Annotated in this window: 22 protein-coding genes; 12 read left to right on the forward strand and 10 right to left on the reverse strand. The window is 45.8% G+C overall.

From position 1 onward, the window contains the following. Positions 1-65: 65 nt before the first annotated feature. On the reverse strand, positions 66-1,148 hold the full coding sequence (rodA, locus tag R7Q09_RS15135) for a rod shape-determining protein RodA (RefSeq protein ID WP_065275570.1): 1,083 nt from the start codon (positions 1,146-1,148) through the stop codon (positions 66-68). Between the two features lie 392 nt (positions 1,149-1,540). Between rodA and R7Q09_RS15140 the strand changes: the two genes are divergently transcribed. From R7Q09_RS15140 to R7Q09_RS15175, 8 genes are all read left to right on the forward strand, one after another. Further along, positions 1,541-2,209: a hypothetical protein gene (locus R7Q09_RS15140; RefSeq protein WP_213871335.1), complete on the forward strand. Its 669-nt coding sequence runs from the start codon at positions 1,541-1,543 to the stop codon at positions 2,207-2,209. Between the two features lie 9 nt (positions 2,210-2,218). After that, the gene (locus R7Q09_RS15145) at positions 2,219-2,917 is read left to right on the forward strand and encodes an ABC transporter ATP-binding protein (RefSeq protein WP_318070952.1); all 699 of its coding nucleotides are present in this window, start codon (positions 2,219-2,221) and stop codon (positions 2,915-2,917) included. Beyond that, positions 2,905-4,173 carry an ABC transporter permease gene (locus R7Q09_RS15150; protein ID WP_213964009.1) on the forward strand — a complete coding sequence of 423 codons (1,269 nt, stop codon included), beginning with the start codon at positions 2,905-2,907 and terminating at the stop codon, positions 4,171-4,173. Before R7Q09_RS15145 ends, R7Q09_RS15150 begins: the two co-directional genes overlap by 13 nt. Beyond that, entirely contained in the window at positions 4,166-4,951 is a 786-nt protein-coding gene (locus tag R7Q09_RS15155) for an outer membrane lipoprotein-sorting protein (RefSeq protein WP_318070953.1), read from the forward strand. Before R7Q09_RS15150 ends, R7Q09_RS15155 begins: the two co-directional genes overlap by 8 nt. Positions 4,952-4,996: 45 nt before the next feature. Continuing rightward, positions 4,997-6,325 carry a hypothetical protein gene (locus R7Q09_RS15160; RefSeq protein ID WP_318070954.1) on the forward strand — a complete coding sequence of 443 codons (1,329 nt, stop codon included), beginning with the start codon at positions 4,997-4,999 and terminating at the stop codon, positions 6,323-6,325. Next, positions 6,326-7,348 carry a sensor histidine kinase gene (locus R7Q09_RS15165; RefSeq protein ID WP_045406506.1) on the forward strand — a complete coding sequence of 341 codons (1,023 nt, stop codon included), beginning with the start codon at positions 6,326-6,328 and terminating at the stop codon, positions 7,346-7,348. Positions 7,349-7,363: 15 nt separating this feature from the next. Continuing rightward, entirely contained in the window at positions 7,364-8,155 is a 792-nt protein-coding gene (locus R7Q09_RS15170; protein ID WP_064376348.1) for a LytR/AlgR family response regulator transcription factor, read from the forward strand. Between the two features lie 68 nt (positions 8,156-8,223). Then, on the forward strand, positions 8,224-8,859 hold the full coding sequence (locus R7Q09_RS15175) for a DUF2268 domain-containing putative Zn-dependent protease (protein WP_213885270.1): 636 nt from the start codon (positions 8,224-8,226) through the stop codon (positions 8,857-8,859). 117 nt (positions 8,860-8,976) lie between these two features. Here the strand turns inward: R7Q09_RS15175 and R7Q09_RS15180 are convergent, their stop codons facing one another. From R7Q09_RS15180 to R7Q09_RS15195, 4 genes are all read right to left on the reverse strand, one after another. Next, on the reverse strand, positions 8,977-9,471 hold the full coding sequence (locus R7Q09_RS15180; RefSeq protein WP_020195057.1) for a peptidylprolyl isomerase: 495 nt from the start codon (positions 9,469-9,471) through the stop codon (positions 8,977-8,979). A gap of 121 nt (positions 9,472-9,592) precedes the next feature. Beyond that, positions 9,593-11,254, reverse strand: coding sequence for a methyl-accepting chemotaxis protein (locus tag R7Q09_RS15185; RefSeq protein WP_318070955.1), 1,662 nt, complete (start codon positions 11,252-11,254; stop codon positions 9,593-9,595). 175 nt (positions 11,255-11,429) lie between these two features. Further along, on the reverse strand, positions 11,430-11,816 hold the full coding sequence (locus tag R7Q09_RS15190) for a DUF393 domain-containing protein (protein WP_318070956.1): 387 nt from the start codon (positions 11,814-11,816) through the stop codon (positions 11,430-11,432). 24 nt (positions 11,817-11,840) lie between these two features. After that, entirely contained in the window at positions 11,841-12,635 is a 795-nt protein-coding gene (locus R7Q09_RS15195; RefSeq protein ID WP_318070957.1) for a DUF4344 domain-containing metallopeptidase, read from the reverse strand. 862 nt (positions 12,636-13,497) lie between these two features. Between R7Q09_RS15195 and gltS (R7Q09_RS15200) the strand changes: the two genes are divergently transcribed. Then, positions 13,498-14,733: a sodium/glutamate symporter gene (gene gltS / locus R7Q09_RS15200; protein WP_005374448.1), complete on the forward strand. Its 1,236-nt coding sequence runs from the start codon at positions 13,498-13,500 to the stop codon at positions 14,731-14,733. Positions 14,734-14,834: 101 nt separating this feature from the next. Here the strand turns inward: gltS (R7Q09_RS15200) and R7Q09_RS15205 are convergent, their stop codons facing one another. Genes R7Q09_RS15205 through R7Q09_RS15215 form a run of 3 tightly spaced genes read right to left on the reverse strand, consistent with a single transcriptional unit; the run spans position 14,835 to position 16,890 of the window. Then, positions 14,835-15,665: a hypothetical protein gene (locus R7Q09_RS15205; protein ID WP_318070958.1), complete on the reverse strand. Its 831-nt coding sequence runs from the start codon at positions 15,663-15,665 to the stop codon at positions 14,835-14,837. Then, positions 15,665-16,522, reverse strand: coding sequence for an ABC transporter ATP-binding protein (locus R7Q09_RS15210; protein WP_005383221.1), 858 nt, complete (start codon positions 16,520-16,522; stop codon positions 15,665-15,667). Before R7Q09_RS15210 ends, R7Q09_RS15205 begins: the two co-directional genes overlap by 1 nt. Continuing rightward, positions 16,519-16,890, reverse strand: a complete 372-nt coding sequence (locus R7Q09_RS15215) for a GntR family transcriptional regulator (protein WP_005374444.1) — start codon at positions 16,888-16,890, stop codon at positions 16,519-16,521. The genes R7Q09_RS15210 and R7Q09_RS15215 overlap by 4 nt, the downstream gene beginning before the upstream one ends. A gap of 413 nt (positions 16,891-17,303) precedes the next feature. Between R7Q09_RS15215 and gltS (R7Q09_RS15220) the strand changes: the two genes are divergently transcribed. Both gltS (R7Q09_RS15220) and R7Q09_RS15225 read left to right on the forward strand, forming a co-directional pair. Continuing rightward, entirely contained in the window at positions 17,304-18,530 is a 1,227-nt protein-coding gene (gene gltS / locus R7Q09_RS15220) for a sodium/glutamate symporter (RefSeq protein ID WP_025768732.1), read from the forward strand. A gap of 154 nt (positions 18,531-18,684) precedes the next feature. Continuing rightward, the gene (locus tag R7Q09_RS15225; RefSeq protein ID WP_154204109.1) at positions 18,685-19,551 is read left to right on the forward strand and encodes a glycerol kinase; all 867 of its coding nucleotides are present in this window, start codon (positions 18,685-18,687) and stop codon (positions 19,549-19,551) included. Positions 19,552-19,641: 90 nt separating this feature from the next. Here the strand turns inward: R7Q09_RS15225 and nagB are convergent, their stop codons facing one another. Then, positions 19,642-20,442 carry a glucosamine-6-phosphate deaminase gene (gene nagB / locus R7Q09_RS15230; protein WP_005374441.1) on the reverse strand — a complete coding sequence of 267 codons (801 nt, stop codon included), beginning with the start codon at positions 20,440-20,442 and terminating at the stop codon, positions 19,642-19,644. Between the two features lie 374 nt (positions 20,443-20,816). Between nagB and R7Q09_RS15235 the strand changes: the two genes are divergently transcribed. Continuing rightward, a complete protein-coding gene (locus R7Q09_RS15235) occupies positions 20,817-21,068 on the forward strand; it encodes a DUF3081 domain-containing protein (RefSeq protein ID WP_005374440.1) in 252 nt (83 codons plus the stop codon). A gap of 147 nt (positions 21,069-21,215) precedes the next feature. On the opposite strand, the gene R7Q09_RS15240 is transcribed toward R7Q09_RS15235, so the two are convergent. Continuing rightward, positions 21,216-21,569, reverse strand: coding sequence for a DUF413 domain-containing protein (locus tag R7Q09_RS15240; protein WP_005374439.1), 354 nt, complete (start codon positions 21,567-21,569; stop codon positions 21,216-21,218). Positions 21,570-21,712: the final 143 nt, after the last annotated feature.

A 21,712-nucleotide genomic window follows, 5' to 3' on the forward strand; every position in this document is an offset into this window, starting at 1 on the left:
GCTCATATCGTTGTAAAAAGGCTTCTTTAGGGAAGCCTTTTTTGATCGCTTTTTCTCAAGCAACGCTATGCGTTACGATATTTGGAATAACACAGCGACATGATTACACCAAAACAGATACCTTGAGTTAGCATCGCCGTGCCGCCATAGCTAAAGAAGGGAAGTGGGCTACCCATTACTGGCAACAAGCCACTCACCATGCCCGTATTGATAAAAGCATACAGAAAAAAGCTCATCGCTAATGCGCCACTTACCAGCCGACTAAAAAAGTGGTCAGACTGACATGCAAGCAACATAACGCGTGCAGTAATAAACAAGTACAATGCGAGTAAGACTAAACTGCCAACAAAGCCCCATTCTTCTGCATATGTCGAAAAAATAAAGTCCGTATGACTTTCTGGAATAAAGCCAAGTGTTCCCTGCGTTGCATTCATCCAGCCTTTGCCTTTCATACCGCCTGAGCCAATCGCAATCAAAGATTGGATGATTTGGTAGCCCGAACCCAGTGGATCGGACTCAGGGTGCAAGAACTGTGTTACACGGCTCTTTTGATAGGTTTCCATAACGAAGAACCATAAAATAGGTGCTAACGTTAAAATGCTCGCAATAAACCCGCAGATTATTTTCCAGCTCATGCCAGCCAAAAACAAAACGAACAATGCATAAATGATGGTAAAAACTGCACCGTCTAAATCCGGTTGTAGCGCGATTAACCCGGCAGGAATCATTGTAATAAGTAAGCAAAACGCAATTTTCCGACTGTCTGGTCGACCTCCTTCAATATGAAGCATCCAGGCGATCATGATTGGAATGGAAAGCTTGATTAGCTCAGACGGTTGAAAGCGGAAGAAGCCGATATCGAGCCAACGTTGAGAGCCATTGGTGCTATCACCAAATAAAGCGACAGCAAGTAGCAGAGCAACCGCAATAATGTAGAGATATGGAGCTGAGCGCTGATAGCTGGACGCTGGAATCGAGGACATGACCAAGATGCAAACTAATGTCAGTCCGCAGCGCGCCAAATGTTTGAAGAGCATCGCCTCATTAAAGCTACTGGCACTCCAGAGAGTGAGCGAACTTAACAGCATGATCGGAATGATCGCCATGAGTAGTGGCAAATCAACTCTTGGGAAATAACGCTTATTCATTTTCAACGACCTAATAACGCACCTATTTTGAGTGCGAAAACAACTAAAACTCGAAGAGTTCAAACTATTCCGATGCTAAGAATCTCGATTTCGAAACAACAGACACCATGCAAAGGTGTGTAAGAAAGGAGAGTGCGCACTGTCTGTTATGGGTAGCTGTGGGATGGATAAATACACTAGCCTCAGATTTTAAGCCAGTGTTTTTATTGTGACTGCCGTAAAAATGTAGCGTTACGAATGAACGGAATTGTATTTTCTGTTTAAGTGAATGTCATTCATCCTCTCTCAATACCATTCACTCCGCATAACTGCCATTGGTCGCATGCAAAAGCAGCGTGCGATCTTCTCCCTTAATCTGAAACCATCAAATCACGTTCAACTAAGGACAGTACATGATGGTTTCTCAATTTCGCTCAATCAAAGCTCTTAAACTGGCAAGTACCTTTATCGCCGCATTTGCACTCAGCAGCAATCTGACTCTGGCTAACCCAAGCGAGCGCACACTCAGTCAATTCAACCAAGCGGCGCAGGGTGACTCTGGTTTAGTTGATACCGTTTACGGCGAATTATCCAAACAACTTGAAGAGCAGGGCGCAACGCCGGTGACCTTGGTTTACTTGGGCAGTGCTGAAACGTTGCAAGGTCGTGAGGCGTTTATGCCTTGGAACAAGATGAAGTTCACCGAGCGCGGTCTTGCCACAATCCAAAAAGGTTTGGACTTAATGGCGAATCAGCCATTACCACTGCAAGAGCAACAACGCTTACAAGGCTTGCCGGAATACCAGCTAGCTACCGCCATGGCAGCTACTACGTTTACCTCTCTGCCAGACATGTTCAATCACTTTGAGCGTGGCTACGAGCTGTACCTTTCATTGCTCGATGAGCCGAGTTTTAGCCAACAACCTTTCGCGGCTACTTCGTGGATTTATCGCTACGCCATTGAAGCTGCATTGCGCGCTGAAGATGTTCAACAAGCCAAAACATGGTTAGCGCAAATGGAGCAATTGGGCGACAGCAATCTAGAAACGCAAACCGCGAAAGCGCTGCTAGCGAAATATTAGGGAGGCGTCATGATCGTTTTTAATCAACTTAGTCGCGATTACGCCCTTGGCAGCCAAACTGTGCGTGCATTGCGAGACGTGTCTGGTGAAGTGTTTTCCGGCGAAATGGTGGCTCTGTGCGGGCCGTCTGGTTCAGGCAAAAGCACCTTACTTAATGTGCTTGGCATGCTGGATACTCAATACCAAGGTCAAGTGACATTTGCAGGCAGCCCATACCCAACCGGACAAATGCAGGCTGCGAAAATGCGTCGTGAAAAGCTTGGCTTTGTGTTCCAAAAATTCAACCTTGTCCCCGTGATGACGGCGCTAGAGAACGTGGCGTATCCGCTGCATCTCAACGGCTTTTCAAAAGCAGAACAAACCGAGCTCGCCACACAAATGTTAGAACACGTTGGCTTGGGCGAGTTTATTCATCACATGCCCGATAACTTGTCGGGCGGTCAGCAACAACGCGTGGCAATTGCTCGTGCGTTAGTACACAAACCAGCATTGGTTATTGCTGATGAGCCAACCGCAAGTCTTGATAGTCAAACTGCTAACAAGGTCATCGACATTATGAAAGGGCTCGGACACGAGCTTGGCACCACTTTTATCGTCGCTACACACGACACTCGAATGGCATCCCGCTGCGATCGAACCATTGAGTTGGTGGATGGCAAAATCACCCAAACGCACGCAAGTGTGGAGGAGGTTTCATGGGCAAGCTAATTCCTGTTTCCGTTCGCCTTGCTTGGTTGAACCTACAACGCAATCGCCGTCGCAGTTTGTTGTCGATGTTGATCATTGCCATTGCCGTGTTTGCGTTAACCAGTGCGGGCGGTTTTGGTCTGTACACCTACGACAGTTTGAAAGAGTCGACAGCGCGTGACACGGGGCATCTGACGTTAACCACGCCGGGTTATTTCGCCAAAGAAGAAGAGATGCCACTGAGTAACGGTTTAACTCATGCAGACGACATTACCAAGCAATTGATTGGGTTGAATGAAGTGCGAGGCGTGCAGCCACGAGTTGAATTCAGTGGTTTGATTTCCAACGGCAACAAGTCATCGATCTTTATCGGCATTGGCGTGAACGAGCGCGAATTCGATATGAAAGGGCCGTTTTTGGATGTGCGTGAAGGGCAGACGCTGTCAAACATTCATGCATCGCGTTATGACCCTGCAGAGCCAGAAGTGATGCTCGGCGTTGATTTGGCGAACAACCTAAGCGTGCACGTTGGCGATTGGATTACCTTGCTGGCGACTACAACCGACGGCGCATTGAACGCGTATGACTTCAAAGTGCGTGGCATCTATTCAACCGGCGTGCCTGAGCTTGATAAACGCCAGTTGTACGTGCACATCAACAGCGCGCAATCGCTGCTCGGTTCAGACAAAGTCAGTGCCTTATCTGTCTTCTTGTTCGACACCAGTTTAACTAACCAAGTCGAGCAACAAGTGGCTTCGGTTCTGAGTAAGCAAAAGCAGAACTTTGGTGATCAAGATATTGAGATTACGCCTTGGCAAGAACGCGCGTTCTTCTATCTCAAAGTGAAAGATTTGTACGACCGTATCTTCGGCATCATGGGCGCAGTTATGGCACTGGTGGTATTTGTCGCGCTGTTTAACACCATGACCATGTCGGTAACGGAACGCACCCGTGAAATTGGCACCTTGTCAGCACTTGGTAGCTACCCTCGCGAAATTATTGCTGGGTTCTTGCGCGAAGCAGGCTTACTTGCGGTGATTGGCAGCTTAATCGGCGCTTTGTTCACTGCACTAGTCACTATTTTACTGATGGTCGTGGATGTGCAAATGCCGCCACCGCCAGGACGCACAGGAGGTTACCCATTGACGATTTACTTCTCTTGGGAGCTGGTGGCTGTCGCAGGATTCGCAGTATTGATGATTTGTTTGATTGCGGCGTTTTTCTCGGCACGCAAAGGGGTGAACAAGCCAATTACGGAGGCACTGATTTATGTTTAATTTCAAATCACTATTACCAATTGCATTGCTGACGGTAACTTGCTTTGCAAGCATCAATGCCAGTGCGAATGAAACAGCGCTAGATGCACAGCGAGTTGCGCAATTGATTGAAAAAGCCGACAGCTACCGCTTGCAAGATGATTCCTCCAAAGTGGTGTCATTGGTGCGCTTATATCAAGACCAAGAATTAGATAAAACCCGCCTTTACCACGTGTACACGCGTCCAAATCGTGAATCGTTGGTGGTGTTCAAATCGGCAGTCGAAGCTGGACAAAAGATGCTGATGATGGGCGATAACTACTGGCTGCAAATGCCAAAGAGCCGCCGTCCGATTCGCATTACGCCAATGCAGAAGCTGCTTGGTGAAGCGTCTATCGGCGACATCTCAACCCTGACGTGGAGCCAAGATTATCAAGGTGAATGGAAAGCGACAGAAACCGTTTCGGTGAACGGAGAGAGTGTTGCGGCTTATCACCTTGCCTTAACCGCGAAAACCAAAGGGGCAAGCTATCAGAAGATCGATTTGTGGTTGTCTGAGCAAGATGCGTTTCCAATTAAAGCTGATCTCTACTTGCGCTCTGGCAAACTTGCCAAGCAAGCGCAATACGGACGTGCAACTGACAACGGTGAAGACTACGTCAGTGAGATGACCTTGCTTGATAGCATTCAGCCGAGCAAAAAGACCGTTATCGAGTACCAAGAAATCGTGCCTTGGCAGCTGGATAACAAGTTCTACAACCCAAGTTATTTGCCAAAAGCCAACACGACTCAGCTTTAGTCTGAGCTTCGTAAATAGAACCATAAAAACGAGCAAGGAAGTCACATGAAATCGCACCAGCCTAACCTTAACAAAAGCACCAGTTTGTTGATTGCTGCGTCGTTGTGTGTGGGCGCAGCAGCCCCAGTTTTTGCCAATGATGAGCTGAGTTTTGAGTGGGATTGGGCTGTCAGTTACGAAACTGCCAAGCAGCGTGACAGCGCATTTATGCAGGCGCAGGGCAGTTCTCGTGATTCACTTAATGCACTGTTGGATGTGCAAGTGAACTATCAAAACTTCAGTGGCTTGTTCGCTCTGTACAGCCAAGGTTTGTACCTCAATCAACAAGGAGAGAGTGATTGGTGGAGTGAAGCTGATAACCAACTGTTGATTAGAGAGCTGGCTTGGCTAGGGGAGTGGCAAGTCGGTGATACCACTCTTGATGTGAGTTTGGGTAAGTTACGCGTGGATTGGGGCGTGGGTTATGGCTACCGACCTTTGGATCTGTTTAAGCCATATCGACAAAATCCTGTTGGCTTAGTAGCAGAAGAGGGGGCGGGTGTGTTTTCACTCTCACACTACGATATGGCCGGCGAGTGGACAGTTATTGCGACGGATTCAAGCTGGGGGCAACAAGATCAAAGTGCACTTGATCAAGCCGCAGAGCAGCAAGGTGTTGGTATTCGTCGTTATGCGCTGGTGGGTGATACCGAGTATCAACTTATTGGTTATTACGATGACGTGCGCCGAGGTTTACTCGGAGCCAGTGCCATTGCTGTGTGGGATGAATCCATCGCCATGCACGGTTCCATGCTGTGGCAAAAGCAAAGTGTCGGCTATCAGTTTCAGGAGAATGATCTTTACCAACCCGTTTCGGTTGAGAAGCAGGGCAGCGCATTCCAAGCCTTAATTGGGTTGAATTGGGCAAACCAAGTCGGGCACAACGTGATTGCTGAATATTGGTACGACAGCCGTGCATGGTCGAAAAGCGAATGGCAACAAGCAATAGAGCGTGGCGAATTACTCTCTCAAACCCTTAATCCCCAAACGTCTCTACTTGCAACAAGCTACGCTCAAGGGTTTCAGCATGCCAATATCGTTCAGCATAACGTAATACTGCACTGGAGTTGGGATGTAGAAGCATGGGCTGCATGGAACGGCAAAGCGGATATGGGCTGGCTAAGTGATGTAACTCCTACGTTGGATGTGATGCTGTCGCCACAAGATGGTGGTGTGATCGTCACGCAGTGGCTTAACTACCAATGGATTGATACCGGCGATCAAAGTGTAGAAGTGGAAGTTGCCGCACGCTTTTTAACCGGAGACGACCAATCTGCTTACGCACAAATCAATGATAAGCATATGATTGTATTTAACATCAAAGGGAAATTCTAAATGTGTTCAGCAAAATCAGTGGTGAAAAGTGGATGGCCTCGTAGCTTATTAGTGACCACGGCATTTTGTCTCTTTATCGCAGCAATGACGCTCTCGGTTTGGGGCGGTCCATTCTATATTCATGTGGCGGTTAGCTTTGGATTTGGCTATTCGGCTATTTTCTTCTCATGGCTTGTCGACCGCCTATTTCCTACCATTCCTCGTTTGGCGGAAGTGGCTATCTCGCTGACGGCATGCCTATTGTTTGGTGTGGTGAACGCCCAGCTTTGGCTTGGGGAATACTTTGGTATCTCAAGTATGCTGTCGGTTGGTCTCATGGGGTTGTTATTCAGTGCCATGTGCTTTTTCTATTTCTACTCACGCGAGCAACATGCAATCGCTCAACGAGAGTTGGAAGCCATCAAACGCGAGAAAGCAGAGCAAGATCGTGCGCTGTTGCTGAGTCAGCTTAAGCAGATGCAAAGCCAGATTGAACCACATTTCCTATTTAATACCTTGGCGAATATCAGCGCGCTCATGTCGCAAGATGTCGATAAAGCTAAGCTGATGCTAGAACAGTTAACCGCACTGCTGCGAGCAACGCTAAAAAGCTCACGCGAAGAACACACCACCATAGACAATGAAACGGCGTTACTTGAGGCTTACTTAGGCATCCAGCAAACCCGTTTAGGTGACCGACTCAGTTACAAGATTGAGGTGGAAGAGGGATTAGGCAGAACCGAGCTACCGCCGATGATGCTTCAACCCTTAATCGAAAACGCCATCATCCATGGTATTGAGCCAAAGCGAGAAGGTGGTGAAGTCAGCTTGCTCATTAAGCGCGAACAGCAGAACTTGAAGATTGAAGTCAGAGACACAGGTGTTGGCTTGAATCACGTTAGTGGGCACATGGGCTCTGGCGTGGGTCTAAGTAATCTCAAGCAGCGAGTTGAAGCTTTGTTCGCAGGGCAAGGAGAGGTCTCTATCAGTGAGTCTGCTCAGGGTGGCGTTTGTGTTCGCTTGCGCTGGCCAATGGAATCGTAATCAAGGAAGAAAGGAATGAATACAGGGTTTACTGCCATTATTGCTGATGATGAACCGCTATTGAGGCGTCATCTTGATAAAAGCCTAGCTGAAGTGTGGCCAGAGCTAGAGGTGATAGCCAAAGTCGCCGATGGTGAACAAGCGTTGCAAGCCATTGAGCAAAGCCAACCTGACATCGCGTTTCTTGATATTCGTATGCCAGTTTTGGATGGCATGACATTAGCGCAAAAACTCAATCAATTCGCTAATCCACCTTTGATTGTGTTTGTCACCGCGTACGATGATTACGCCATCAAAGCTTTTGAGCAAAATGCCGCCGATTATTTGCTCAAGCCTATCTCGGATGAGCGCCTCCTGACGACGTGTGAAAGAGTGAAAGCACGCCTTGCTAAGCGAGAGAAAGAAAGCAGTAATGTGCAGATGAGCAGCCTGTTAGAACAGTTACAACAATTATCCGCGCCACAAACGCCGCAATATCTTCAGTGGATCAAAGCGACGCAAGGGAAAGATATTCATCTGATTGCCACGTCTGATGTGTTGTATTTCAAAGCGGAAGAAAAATACGTTTCTGTGTATGCCCAACAAGGACAGGGCAAAGTGCAGGAGTATTTGATTCGCACATCGTTGAAAGAGTTGATAGGGCAGCTTAACCCAGAACAGTTCTGGCAAGTACACCGTTCAAGCGTTGTGCAAGTGTGCAAAATTAGCAAAGTAAACAAAGACTTTGCTGGAAGAATGTTTGTTCACGTTGGAGAAACTAAGCTCGCTGTGAGCCGTGCATCTCAAAGTTTGTTCAAAGGGATGTAATCGCTAGAACTGCTCACTCTTTACACTGTAAACTCGCTACTCTTAACCCAAGTTATCAAGGAAGATAAATGAATTATAGCGTAACCCTGTTAAATGCGACGGGAGAGTTGTCTCCAATCTCTGAGTATTTACATCAAAAACTTGATGATCTGAGCTCACAACTTTCTAGTTACTTTGATTTGAGTAACATTGACCTCACCATTAGCCCGTTTGATCGCAATGACGTACCGCAGACGGGGATCGGTGGCTATTGCTTAAGTGCCTATCGTGTAGAGATTCTGCTTGATACTCAACGTACTGATATTAAAAACGTTATTGAGAAAGAACTAGCTGCGGTGTTAGCGCATGAGTTGCATCACCTGTTCCGTATGCGAGCGGGAGAAAGTGGCGTTGCACTTGGTGATGTACTGATTATGGAAGGGTTAGCTTGTCACTTCGAACGTAAGGTGAATGGCGGCGTCACTCCGAGCTTGTTTGAGAACATCAAGGATCAAGATTGGCGCCCTTTCTATGCTGAGGTGAAAGATAAGTTGACCAGCCTAGATTACAACTTCGACGCTTACTTTCTTGGCAGCGATGAAAGCCGCTGGCCGAAATACATGGGGTATTGGGTTGGGTACAACCTTGTTGCTGAATATCTGGCTGATTTTCAAGGCTCTGAGCTTGATTTAGTCGGAGCCAAAGCTGAGCTTTTCTATCAATAACTTCGTTATAAGCCCAACTAATCGGCTGAGTCATAAAAACAAAAAGCGCCTAAGTCATCAGACGTTAGGCGCTTTCTTCGTTTTATAGCGACGATTTCTCTGCAGAGGCGAATGGGTTTATTCGCTGATCGTCACTTTCTCGATAATGATTGGATCGCATGGCACATCATCGTGACCAAGCTTAGAGGTCGTTTTTACTTTCGCGATGCGGTTTACGACATCCATACCCGCAGTCACTTTACCAAACACGGCGTAGCCCCAGCCTAGGTTGGTAGTTGCGGTGTGGTCTAGGAAATCATTGTCTTCCAAGTTAATGAAGAACTGTGCCGTTGCAGAGTGCGGAGCATCGGTACGCGCCATTGCGATAGTGCCAACAAGATTCTTTAGACCACGGTTTGCTTCGTTCGCGATAGGGGCGCGTGTTGGCTTTTCTGCCATGTCTTCTGTATGACCGCCACCTTGGATCATAAAGCCGTCGATAACGCGGTGGAAAATGGTGCCGTTGTAGAAGCCATCTTCACAGTATTTTTTGAAGTTCTTTGAGCTAACTGGCGCTCGTTCTAGGTTCAGTTCAATCTCGATATCACCGAAATTGGTGGTCATAATAATCATCTGGTTTGCCCTTATGGGTGCTAAGTTGGCGGCATTATAGCTAAGTCGTATGAGGATAGCAGAAATAAAAACAGCGACGTTTTGGCGTCGCTGTATGCATGATGTAAGAGTGAGGAAAGCGTTAAACCGTAAAGCGACCGACCAAGTCGTACAGCTCGTTAGCTTTGTGGTTAAGGTTGCCACTGCCTGCACGGTTTTGGTTGGCAAGGTGTGCCGATTGGCTGCTTTGTTGAGAGATCACTTCAATACGTTGTGAAATCTCTTGGCCAACTTGGCTTTGCTCTTCGGTTGCCGTTGCGATCAGCGTGTTCATCTCCATGATGTTAGCAATTGCGGCTTGGATTTCTTGCAGTGCGGCAGAGGCTGCTCGTGCTTCTTCAACCGTTGCTTCACCGCGCGCTTGGCTTGAACCCATGGCTTTCACTGCTGCATCCGAGCCAGACTTCAACTGCTCAATCATTTGGTGAATTTCACCTGTGCTGTCTTGAGTGCGACTCGCCAGTTTACGAACCTCATCGGCAACGACTGCGAAGCCGCGGCCTTGTTCGCCTGCACGGGCTGCTTCAATGGCTGCGTTCAGTGCCAATAGGTTGGTTTGCTCAGCGATGTCTTGAATCACTTCTAGCGAAGAAGAAATGTTTTGTACATCGCTCTCTAGACGAGAAATCACCGTGCTGGCTTCTGACACTTCTAAAGCGAGCGCTTCGACAGAGCTCGCTGCGGAATCAACAATGTGTTTTGCTTGCTGTGAGTTATCATCAGCGTCTTTGGCGGATTGCGCCGCTTGGTTAGCGTTGTTGGAAATCTCGTGCGCCGTTGCTGTCATCTCGGTCATTGCCGCAGCGACTTGTTCGGTTTCTTCACGTTGACCTGAAGCCAATTCGTCCACTTGCGATGCTCGCTGTGACATGTCGTTGGTCTCTGAAACCACTTCTTGCCCTACGTGGCTAACGCTCTTGATTATGCCTTGCAGGCTTTCAACGAAGATATTGAAGTTTCGGCTCAGCTGGGTGAACTCCGGCACGCTCGATTCTTCCATGCGTGCGGTTAAGTCTGCATCGCCTTGCGCGAAAGAGTGAATTGAAGCATCAAACTGCTCAATAGGCTTCATGATGCTGCGGTTAACAAACACCGCGAAGACCGCGACGATGGCTGCAATCGAGACACAGAACAGAGCAATTGCCGTCAGTGTGGTGTTGAGGGCCTGATGCGCGGCTTCTTCCATGTTTGCCACAATGGCGTCGATATCGTCAGTGTAGAAGCCCGTACCCAACATCAAATCCCATTCAGGAATAAAGACCGAGTAGCTCAATTTCGGTAGTGCTTCGTTCTGACCGAGTTTCGGGAAGTAATAAGTCGTGAACTCACCTGTTTTGGAATTTTTGATCAAATCCTGAATCAGGTAATTGCCTTTCTTGTCCTGCAAGTTATAGAAGTTTTCCCCGATGCCTTTGGTGTTTTTACCCACCACGACGCGAACGCCTTTTGAATCATAACCAAAGATGTAGCCGGATTGACCAAACTCTAATTGTTTCAAGATAGGCAGAGCCTCTTCCAGTGGGGCATTTTGTGCGAGTAGTGGCTCGACAGCGGAACGCGCCATTTGCACGTAACTTTTGAGTTCGGCTTTTTTCATCTCCATCATTCGACTTCGAGTTTGCTCAATCTCGTGCTCGTTGTAGGCAGTGGTTTGTAGGTAGGTGAACCACATCATGCCTATTGCCATAGTTAGAATTGGAATTATTGAAAGGATATATAGTCGTTTTCTGATCGTCAGATTCATAGAGACGTCCTTCTCTCGGCGCAGCGTTACAAGTGACAAGCTGAATAAGCTTACCTGATAAAAGTGTTAATACTTATTGTTGTAATGCTTAGAGATTAACCGAGTTACTCAATCAGAAGTACTGGAAATTTGTAAATCTAGACGAAGGTCGTAGCATTTTTAAGCGGGATCACAATTAACGTGAACAAGACCCACTATTGCAACGAGAAGTCCCTGTTAACCAATATGAGACGCGATACCTATTCTTTGCGAATTTGAGGCAAAGCCAGTCAGCAACAGGTTTAACGAGGCGCCAACGCAGTGGAGCGTAGAGCCAACCGCGACCAACTAATTGCCACGCACGATGAGTCACGTCCAACCCAAGCAGAAGCTCCCCCTTTTCGTTGAGGGCGTGCAAAATGGTGTTGGCTTGTTCAGGATCGATCTGCGGATAATCTGCGAATGTATCACTATAGATATCGACGGTTTTGATGTGCTGCTTGGAATCGCGTTGTTTTAGCGCCTTCATCTCTTTGACACAAAGCGGGCAGGTTCCGTCATAAAATATGGTGAGTTTTGTCATTGCGGTCTTCTTATTTGAGATTTTCTAATCGCTTTTACGTGGCGAATTTTCTTTTGGTTCATTGTTTTGCAAGTAATGCAGCCAATTGTCGCGAATGTTGCCGTAATTGAATTGGCAGAACTCTTTGCGATCACGCAGGTAGTCTTTTTCTACTTCATCGAGTAAGGCTTTGTATTGCTCAGGATCACTACCGTACACCAAACATAACGTTGAAAAGTAACGCTGCAAATCAAAGCTGTGTTCGTCAATGTACTCGCCAAAATCGTAGTAGTCCGGTCTGTCGTCGGATTCGAATGCGAACATGTCGGCGGCGCTAATGGCCATATCTGCGCCATCTTCTAGGAAGTCAATCATTAAAATAGTGGCAAAATTATCGACCGCATCTTCTTCTTTTCCGAGAACAGGGATGCTTTGATCTTCGATGTAAGCATGTCCAGCTTCATGAAGTAAAGTGTGCAATAACGTATCTAGCGCCCCTGTTTTTGGGGATTTTCCGAAGCGTTCTTCATACTTATTATTGGAGAAGTAATTGAGCGACTCCAAATAAAAAGTGTAAGGAACGTATATTGTGTGTGTATCAGGATCATACATTGGACCATCTTCTCCGCCGTAAACCAGCGTGAGAGCTTGATCAAATGGAAAGTAGGCCTGAGACAGCTCAACAAAGATGGTGTTTACATCGCTGCTTTGAATAGATTGTTGGGCGATTTTTTCATGAGTTGTCTCTATGGGAGAATATTGAATACGAATGTTTTCAGCTGCTGTAGCTGATGAGACGATGCTGAGTAATAGCGCAGCGCAAAGCGAATGAATGTTCATGTGGGACTCTTGTTATTGAATAACTTGTATAAAAAATTATACATGTTTTTGTCTGATGCATAGTTGGGGGCGTACTCATTAGCCAAAGTCGGGACGTCGGTCTCGAAAAGCAATCATGATAACATCGCATATTTCGGCTGCTTGGTTCTCTAGGGCGTTTATCAAGACCTCTTGGATAAGAACGGCGGTGAAGTTATTAGCTATGCATCGTATTCTAAGAAGCTTACTGAGTAACTGTGCTTCGATTTTTATCTGTGAAAATGATAATAGGCAGTTAATCATTGCAAGGTTTAACTATGGGGTTGGTGAATGTCACTGAATTGAAGAAAATTATCAGCGATATGTTATAATCCTGCTCCGTTGTGACGAAAACGTTTGTTGCAGCCTGAGAGTTTCCTTGGATTCGGCTCGTTTATACACCATGAGCCAGAGTTGAAAAGCTACGACAGGAACAGGCAAACCCAATTGTTTTGAACGCGCTCTCGGCGTTTAGCGGTTACAACGGGAAGGAACTTTGTTTGATAGTAATTGACACATTCTGTTTAAGTAAGGGAGCCCGAAGTGGTTCAGAAAGTGTCACCCAGAATTTACTCACAACACAACACCCCAAGCGATAACGCACAGGTATTGCGAGGGGCCATTTGAAGGAGCTGTATCAGCTCCTTTCACATTTAAGGGCTTGCTAACAGCGTAAAAACTGACACATCGCTTAAGGAGCGCCCCTTAAACTAGCCTAAGGCGCATCTACACCAACTTTTTGAGTATTTTCGAAACAATAAAGCGAGAAAATTTGCTATTGAACGAAGGTTAAACTAACACTCATTCATTACGGAGAATGAAGAGAACAATAATAAGAGGCGATATGAATCATTTAATATCTGTAGGTGCACTGGAGTCCTTCTTGGTCGCAATTAGTGTGCTTTTCCTGGGGCATTTTATTAATGCTAAGCTACCGATTTTAAAGAAATTCAACATACCTGAGCCGATTGTAGGTGGCCTTATTGTGGCCTGCATGATTACTGCTCTTCATTTCAACGGCATCGATTTAGAGTTCGACTTGCCATTACAAAATACGTTTATGTTAATGTTTTTTGCGACAGTTGGTTTGGCCGCAAATTACACTCAGTTGATGAAAGGAGGTGCGAAGGTTTTTATCTTCTTAGCTGTCGCATCGTTTTACATCATCATACAAAACGGCGTTGGCGTTTCACTTGCGGCGGCGCTCGGTTTAGATCCTTTGATGGGGTTAATTGCTGGCTCGATTACTCTGTCTGGTGGTCATGGTACAGGTGCTGCGTGGTCACAAACCTTTCAAGACGTGTATGGATTGGATAACGTCTTAGAAATTGCAATGGCATCAGCGACTTTTGGTTTGATCATCGGCGGTATCATTGGTAGCCCTGTAGCGCAGCGTCTGGTGGAAAAGAACAGCATAGAGTCTGAGTATGGTCGTGGTGGTCGAGATGCCAAAACTCACGAGAAATTCCCGGAGTTGGTGACTTACAATGAATACGAAGAAGATAAAGTAACGGCGAAAAAAGTGGTGGAGAAACTCTTCTTCCTACTGATCTGTGTTACTGGGGCCAAGTATGTCGAGCAATGGGTAAGCACGTATGAAATCTCATGGCTGATGATTCCAGACTTCGTATATGCGCTATTCATTGGTGTGATCATTACGAATTTCTTGGAAGTGACCAAGATTCGTAAGTTAGATGCCGAAACGGTCGATATGTTAGGTACGGTATCGCTATCTCTGTTCTTAGCGATGGCTCTGATGAGCTTGAAGTTATGGAATATCTTCGATCTAGCGATTCCATTCTTGGTTATTTTAGCTGTGCAGTCTGTCGTCTTAGCTATCTTTACGTACTATGTTACGTTCAAAGTGATGGGAAGCAACTACGATGCTGCGGTTATTGCAGGGGGGCACTGCGGTTTTGGCTTGGGTGCAACCCCAACAGCCGTAATGAACATGGGTTCGATCGTTAACCGATTTGGCCCGTCGCCGCAGGCATTTATGGTGGTGCCAATTGTGGGGGCTTTCTTTATCGACATCGTTAACTTAATCATTTTACAAGGTTACATTTCATTCCTTGGTTAAATTTAAGTTCATGATCTCCTAAGGTCGAAATAAAAACGGTCACAACACAGGTTGTGACCGTTTTTTTATGGCTCGATTTTGGCCGTTTATCGGACGACGGATTATTGAATGGTTCGGCTGAACTTGAGGCTAGCTGTCCAACCAAGAATACCAATGAAGGCGTAAATGCCAACGTTTAACCAACCCGCTTGAGGAATGGTATTGAATGGGTTTGGTGTAATAATGGCGTGCAGCGGAAGGTAAAGCACTTCGGAGAAAAAGTGATCTAGCCCGTAGTAACCAAAAAGTGCGATAGGCATCCAACGTAGCGCATAAATGGCGATAAACAAAATGACCAGTGGTGAGTTCACTTTTTGTGAAATAGCCATCGCAGTTAATGCCAGCGGTAACAGCAGAATACTGGCGAACAACATTCTGATTAAAAACTCTCCCCAATGCAGCAGCACGTAACCTAACGAGGCTTGGCGGTACAATAAAGCCAATTGGTGATCAGTAGAGATGTTCAGCAACCACAACATTAAATTTGCAGCGAGTACGAGCACCGAGCAGACGAGCGGAATCACCAATAAGCCAAACCCTAGCTTCACTAAATGGGTTTTTACGTCACTGACAGGCATACTGCGCCAAAACATAATGCTGCCTTCCGCCCGTTCTTTGCGTAGCGTTCTTGGGAAGTACTGAACGGCTAACAAGATAGACAGCAGCCCTGCTCCTCCGGTAATCAACATATTGACGTCATCACCAAGCTCTCTGTGAATGTCACTGACATCGCCACCAAAGCTCATTTGGAAAAACATATTGTGTTGTAGAGTATCGTTACTCATTAAACTCACAAAGAGAATAACTCCACACGCCAACACAAACAGTGGAATACGTAAAACAAGAGGGTTTTCTAACCACTCTTTTTGCAACATCGCGACAACTGAACGCATTACGCTGCCTCCTTCTGCAATGCTAAAAATAGATCCGCTAACTTCACCCCATGGATGGAACCCATTGTTTCTGCTTGTTGGGCATACTGGGCTTTGAGTAACCATTTCGTTGAACCGAGGCCTTTTTGTGACGAGAGTGGGTTCATCGCTTCAATTTGTGTGCGGTGCTCGTCGTTGGCTTCAAGAATGAAGTAGTCTTCACTGATACTGTCCATCGAGGTTTGCAGAACGGGGCGACCATGCTTAAGAATCAGAACATCTGTCAGCAAGTGCTCAATCTCTGATACTTCATGACTGGCGATGATCAACACGCGCTCGCCGTCGTGAAACCATTCCAATAAGTGACGATAAAACGTCTCGCGATACACGAGATCTAACCCGAGTGTCGGTTCATCCAATATGAGGATTTGGGTGTTGGTCGCGATCACAATCGCGAGGTGTAATTGCACCTTCATCCCTTTGGATAAAGATTTGATGCGCGCACGAGGTTTGATGTCCGTTTGACGAAGTAGCGTATCTGCTTGGGCGCGATTGAACCCTGGATGCACGCCCTCGGTATAGTTAAGCAGTTGAGCAACGGTCATCCAATCTGGCAGAACGTTGACATCCGAGATGTAGGATAAGCTCTGCATTATCTTGTCGCGTTGCATAATAGGTTCAAATCCGTTGATACGAATAGTGCCCTGATATTCATGTGCACCGAGTAGGGCATTAATAAGCGTTGATTTACCTGCGCCATTATGGCCGAGTAAGCCAAGTACTTGTCCTGCATGTAGGTCGAAACTCACTTCATGCAGTGCTTCTCCTTGTTGCTGATATTGCTTGGAGACGTTGTTTACACTGACTAATGCGCTCATTGGTCACCTTTCAAGTGTGGTTTTAGTTGTTGAATGAATTCGTCGAGTGACATATCCAGACGCTGTATTGTGTCGGCTATCTGCGGAATTTGTTGCTGAAGAAAACGTGCCTTCTCGTCTGCGAGTAATTTGAGCTTTGCTCCTGAAGCGACAAACATACCTTGACCGCGTTTTTTCTCCACTAGCCCGTCATCAACAAGCAATTGATAGCCTTTCATAACGGTGAGGTGGTTAATTTTCATATCTGCAGAGATGCTACGGACGGAGGGCAGAGCATCGCCTTCTTGCCAGACACCTTGCAGTATTTGCTGCGTGATCTGGTCTGCCAACTGTCGAAATATCGGTTGGCGATCATGCCAATTAGTCATGAGTGAATCTCTTGGTTGAGATGGTGTTATATATATGTATAACACCTAGTGCGTTAGAGAGAAAGTAATAATTTAAAACCTAGTGTATCCGCCTGTCTTATTCGCTCTAAATATCCACCTATGTGGTCGTTGTTTTGAGGTTTTGTTTTATATGGAAATTAATTGCTTCTCATAAGTTGAGAAGTGTTGTTTTTCTCTTCCCATCAATACACTTATCGCCTGTTCTAAATGAATATTCTCACTGAATGATAATTAGCATAATTTTAGGTCTGCCTATTTCTTACTTGATGAGAATCAATGGTCAAAGAGGCCTAGAAAACAAAAGTTTCGAGAGGCAATCTGACTGGCTTAGGCACCTATCTCACGTTGAGCGCGTGCTCAATGAATGAGAAAGAGTAGAGTAAAGAGGTCTCATGAATCAGGTAATATCTATCGGCCCACAGGAGTCGTTCCTCGTCGCAATTTGCGTGTTGTTTTTAGGGCAGTTCATCAATACCAAGTTACCAACCTTAAAAAAATTTAATATTCCAGAGCCAATTGTTGGTGGTCTAGTGGTCGCTTGCGTCATCACGACGATGCACTTAAACGGTGTGGATGTTTCCTTTGATTTACCACTGCAAAACGTCTTTATGCTGATGTTTTTTGCAACCGTTGGCTTAGCGGCAAATTACACCCAACTGATTAAAGGCGGTGCGAAGGTTTTCATCTTCCTAGTTGTGGCATCGGTCTACATTCTTATCCAAAATGCGGTCGGCGTGTCCTTAGCAACAGCGTTGGGGTTAGATCCACTCATGGGGTTGATCGCCGGATCCATTACGCTTTCTGGCGGACATGGAACTGGAGCTGCGTGGTCGCAAACTTTTCAAGAAATGTATGGTTTGCATAATGTTCTAGAGGTGGCAATGGCTTCTGCTACATTTGGCTTGGTGATGGGCGGGATTATTGGCAGCCCTGTTGCACAAAAGCTACTAAACAAACACAACTTGGAATCGGAATACGGACGCACCAATCAAAGTCATCAGAGTTTCCCTGAACTGGTGACGTACAACGAACATGAGGAAGATCGTGTCACAGCGAAAAGAGTCGTTGAAAGCTTGTCCATCATTCTACTTTGCGTGACAGGCGCGAAGTATCTGGAGAGTTGGGTAAGCAGTTTTGACATCAAGTGGCTAATGATTCCCGATTTTGTGTATGCGCTGTTTATTGGTGTTGTTATCACTAACATCATGGAAGTGACGAAGGCGCGCAAGGTTGATTTAGAAACCGTTGATATTCTTGGCACGGTTGCACTATCTCTATTTCTTGCCATGGCCTTGATGAGTTTGAAATTGTGGAATATTTTCGATCTTGCGATCCCATTCCTTATTATTCTTGCTATTCAGTCGGCAGTGTTGGCGATGTTCACTTACTACGTAACATTCCGCATGATGGGAGGCAACTACGATGCGGCGGTGATCGCTAGCGGACACTGCGGTTTTGGGTTAGGTGCTACACCGACTGCGGTCATGAATATGGGCTCCATCGTGAGTCGATATGGCCCATCACCACAAGCATTTATGGTGGTTCCAATTGTCGGTGCATTCTTCATCGACATTGTGAATTTAGTGATTTTGCAAGGATGCATCGCTTTTATTAAATAACATTCGCTTTTTTACCGAAATAACAAAGCCAGCACCTATACGCTGGCTTTGCTATTTGTAACACGAAATCTTGTTTGCCTGACTTCAAGCCGTGAAATCAATGCGTTACTATGACGATATAGTGTTCAATTTTGCAGCAGCATGAGGTACCCACATGTCTGAAAAAATATCGACGTCGGCATTAGCGAAAATGCGCAAGGTAGAAGCTAAGCTGCTGTTTGCCGATCTCAAACGTGCAGGCTACATCGTTCGCCAAGATGAAAAGTGGATTTTGACCGAAGAAGGGGCAAAGTTTGGCGGTGAGTATGTGGATCACCCTAAATTTGGCCAGTTCATCGTCTGGCCGACCAACTTACATATTGAGCTGACTCCCAGCTCAGGGAAAACATTGAGCGCTACACAACTGGGTGAAAAGCTGAAATTGAATGCGAAGCGCATGAACCAGCTTTTGAGTGAACTGGGTTGGTTGACCAAATCCGAAGAGGGATGGAGTGTCACAGAAGCTGGTGTGCGCGCTGGTGGGCAGCAAAGAGCCGATAAAGAAACACAAAATACCTTTGTCGTATGGCACGATGTGGTGCTGCGTAACAAGCGTCTTAAGCAGTCTGTCATTGAGTTTTTAGGGCAAGACGCGGAGTCACATTCTACGGATAAATCGTACTCAAGCTTTCGCCAAAAATTTGAAGCCAAGCACCGAACATTAGATGGGCATTACGTACGCTCTAAGGGTGAGTTGCTCATTGACAACTGGCTGTACTTGGCTGGTGTAGTGCACGCTTATGAGCGTCAGCTGCCGATTGACCAAGATGTCACTAGCGATTTTTACTTACCAGGCGGTAAAGTCTATTTGCAATTTTGGGGAAGTGACGATGGGGAGATGGCTCAGGCCGACCGTGAGACCATTCGTACTGTTTATGAGCAGCATCATTTCAATCTTATCGAAGTCGAACCGAGTGAACTAGACAAGTTGGATGAAGTGCTTCCTAAGCGTCTTCGTCAGTTTGGTATTAAAGCTTATTGACGACTTAAGCCCGCTGTTCAGATAAGAAAAAACCCGTGTTCAACACGGGTTTTGTATTTTTAGTGTATTTCTAGGCTGCAATCCTATGGGTTAAAAGCCTTTGATGTTTTCTGCTTCTAGCTCAGAGAAGTACTTCACTGTCTTCACTTTCAGTTCTTGTTGAGCTGGTTCGTCGCATACGATCACCGCTTTAGGGTGAAGCTGAAGAGCAGAAACTGTCCATAGATGGTTTACACAACCTTCCACGGCTGCTTCAAGTGCCTGAGCTTTGTTATGACCAGTGACCAAGATCATCACTTCTTCTGAGTCTAGAAGCGTACCAACACCGATAGTCAGCGCGTATTTAGGCACTTGGTTGATATCGCCGTCAAAGAAGCGAGAGTTCGCAATGCGAGTGTCTTCAGTGAGGGTCTTGATGCGAGTACGAGAAGAAAGAGATGACGCTGGCTCGTTGAACGCGATGTGACCGTCGTTACCCACGCCGCCCATGAACAGGTTGATCTTGCCGTAAGACTTAATTTTGTCTTCGTAACGCTTACATTCTGCGTCGTGATCGTCTGTGTTACCGTTCAGTAGGTTGATATTTTCTTCTTGAATATCAATGTGATTAAAGAAGTTGTTGTACATGAACGAGCGGTAAGATTCTGGGTGATCCGCAGGGATGCCAATGTACTCATCCATGTTAAAAGTCACGACGTTTTTGAAGCTGACTTCGCCGGCTTGGTAAAGCTCGATTAGGGCTTTGTAGGTTGCTAGAGGAGTGCCACCAGTTGGTAGACCCAGAACGAATGGACGCTCAGCAGTAGGTTTAAAGTCGTTGATACGCTTAGCGATATGCGCAGCTGCCCACTTACCTACTTGTGCTGCTCGAGTTAACGGGATAAGTCTCATTTTGTGCCCCTAGTTATTGGAATTGACGATGTACTGAAACATTAATTCGCATTATAAAATAAGTAATGGCGAACTGCTATTGTTTTAGGTCAAAATTTTGCTTTTTCTTTAACCAATGTTGGTTTTGTCGACGATTTTTATATCTAAATGCTTTTATAAGACGATTTTTTACAAAGAAATTGCATTATGAAACTGACGAATCAATAGATAAAATTTATGATCTAAATTAAGTTCTGCCTTCGCACTTAACCTTGTTTTTTAACAACCTACAGAGTGCGAAATCGCACACGAACTTCAAATATTATGGGTTAGATATGGCATGGCGCTCATTCTTTAACCATAATTGAAATGTGTAAACCAGTGAGGAATTCGGTATGAAAAATGAGTTAGATCCGAGCAAAGTACTACAGGCTTACGAATGTGTGATGAACAACGGTACACCAACCGAATTTGGTAAAATGTATGAAGGTGTAGAAGCGTTTTCTGACTACGATGGGTACAACGTTTTCTTGAGAGGGAATGGTGTTGAGCTAAAAATTGGCTTCCACAACACCTATCACTTGGAATATGACCAAGAGCATTTGAAAGAGAGCTTTCTGAAAAAGATTGCGACGCTCGCCAAGTAAACGGTCATCACCCAAATATTAAAAAAGCCCTTGGGAGAATGCCCCCTTGGGCTTTAGGAGAAGAAATGAGCTTGTCTTGCTCGCTCAGTAAAGTCAAACGAGCTTTCGCCTACTGCTAGAAAAAGGCGAGAACTAGGTTATTGGTTATTAATCGTCTTCAACCAAACTCTCTTCAATGTATTCTTCTGTGGCGTCAGGCTTGTTACGACCATTTAGCGTATGGAAGCGCTTGCGACCACGAGCAAGTTGGGTGTACTTTAGCCACGTACGCTCAAGTTTTGTTTTTGCTTTGCCCGGGTTTTCTAACACCTTGATGAAGTGTTTCTCTTCGCTGTTTTCAGGTGTTAATTCGCCTGACTCTAAGCCAAGCATTGTATCCCCATAAATTGTTAGGATTTCCTCTTCTGAAAGAGTAAAATCGCCAGACTTTGCAAAGCCGCGTGGGAATTTTACGTTATCGTAAAAACGTTTTTTGCCATGACGGAATTCAGTGTCAGACATGTCAACAGCCTCTGTAACCGTTATTGATGAATGTAGTGAACTTACGGCGAAAATTAGGCTTAAATCTAACAAAAGAAAAACAAAACTTTTTTGTCGTCATGATTTTAATTAGTTGTTAATCTGGTTTTATATTAACCAGGAGA

The sequence above is a fragment of the Vibrio sp. 2130-1 genome (assembly GCF_033339515.1).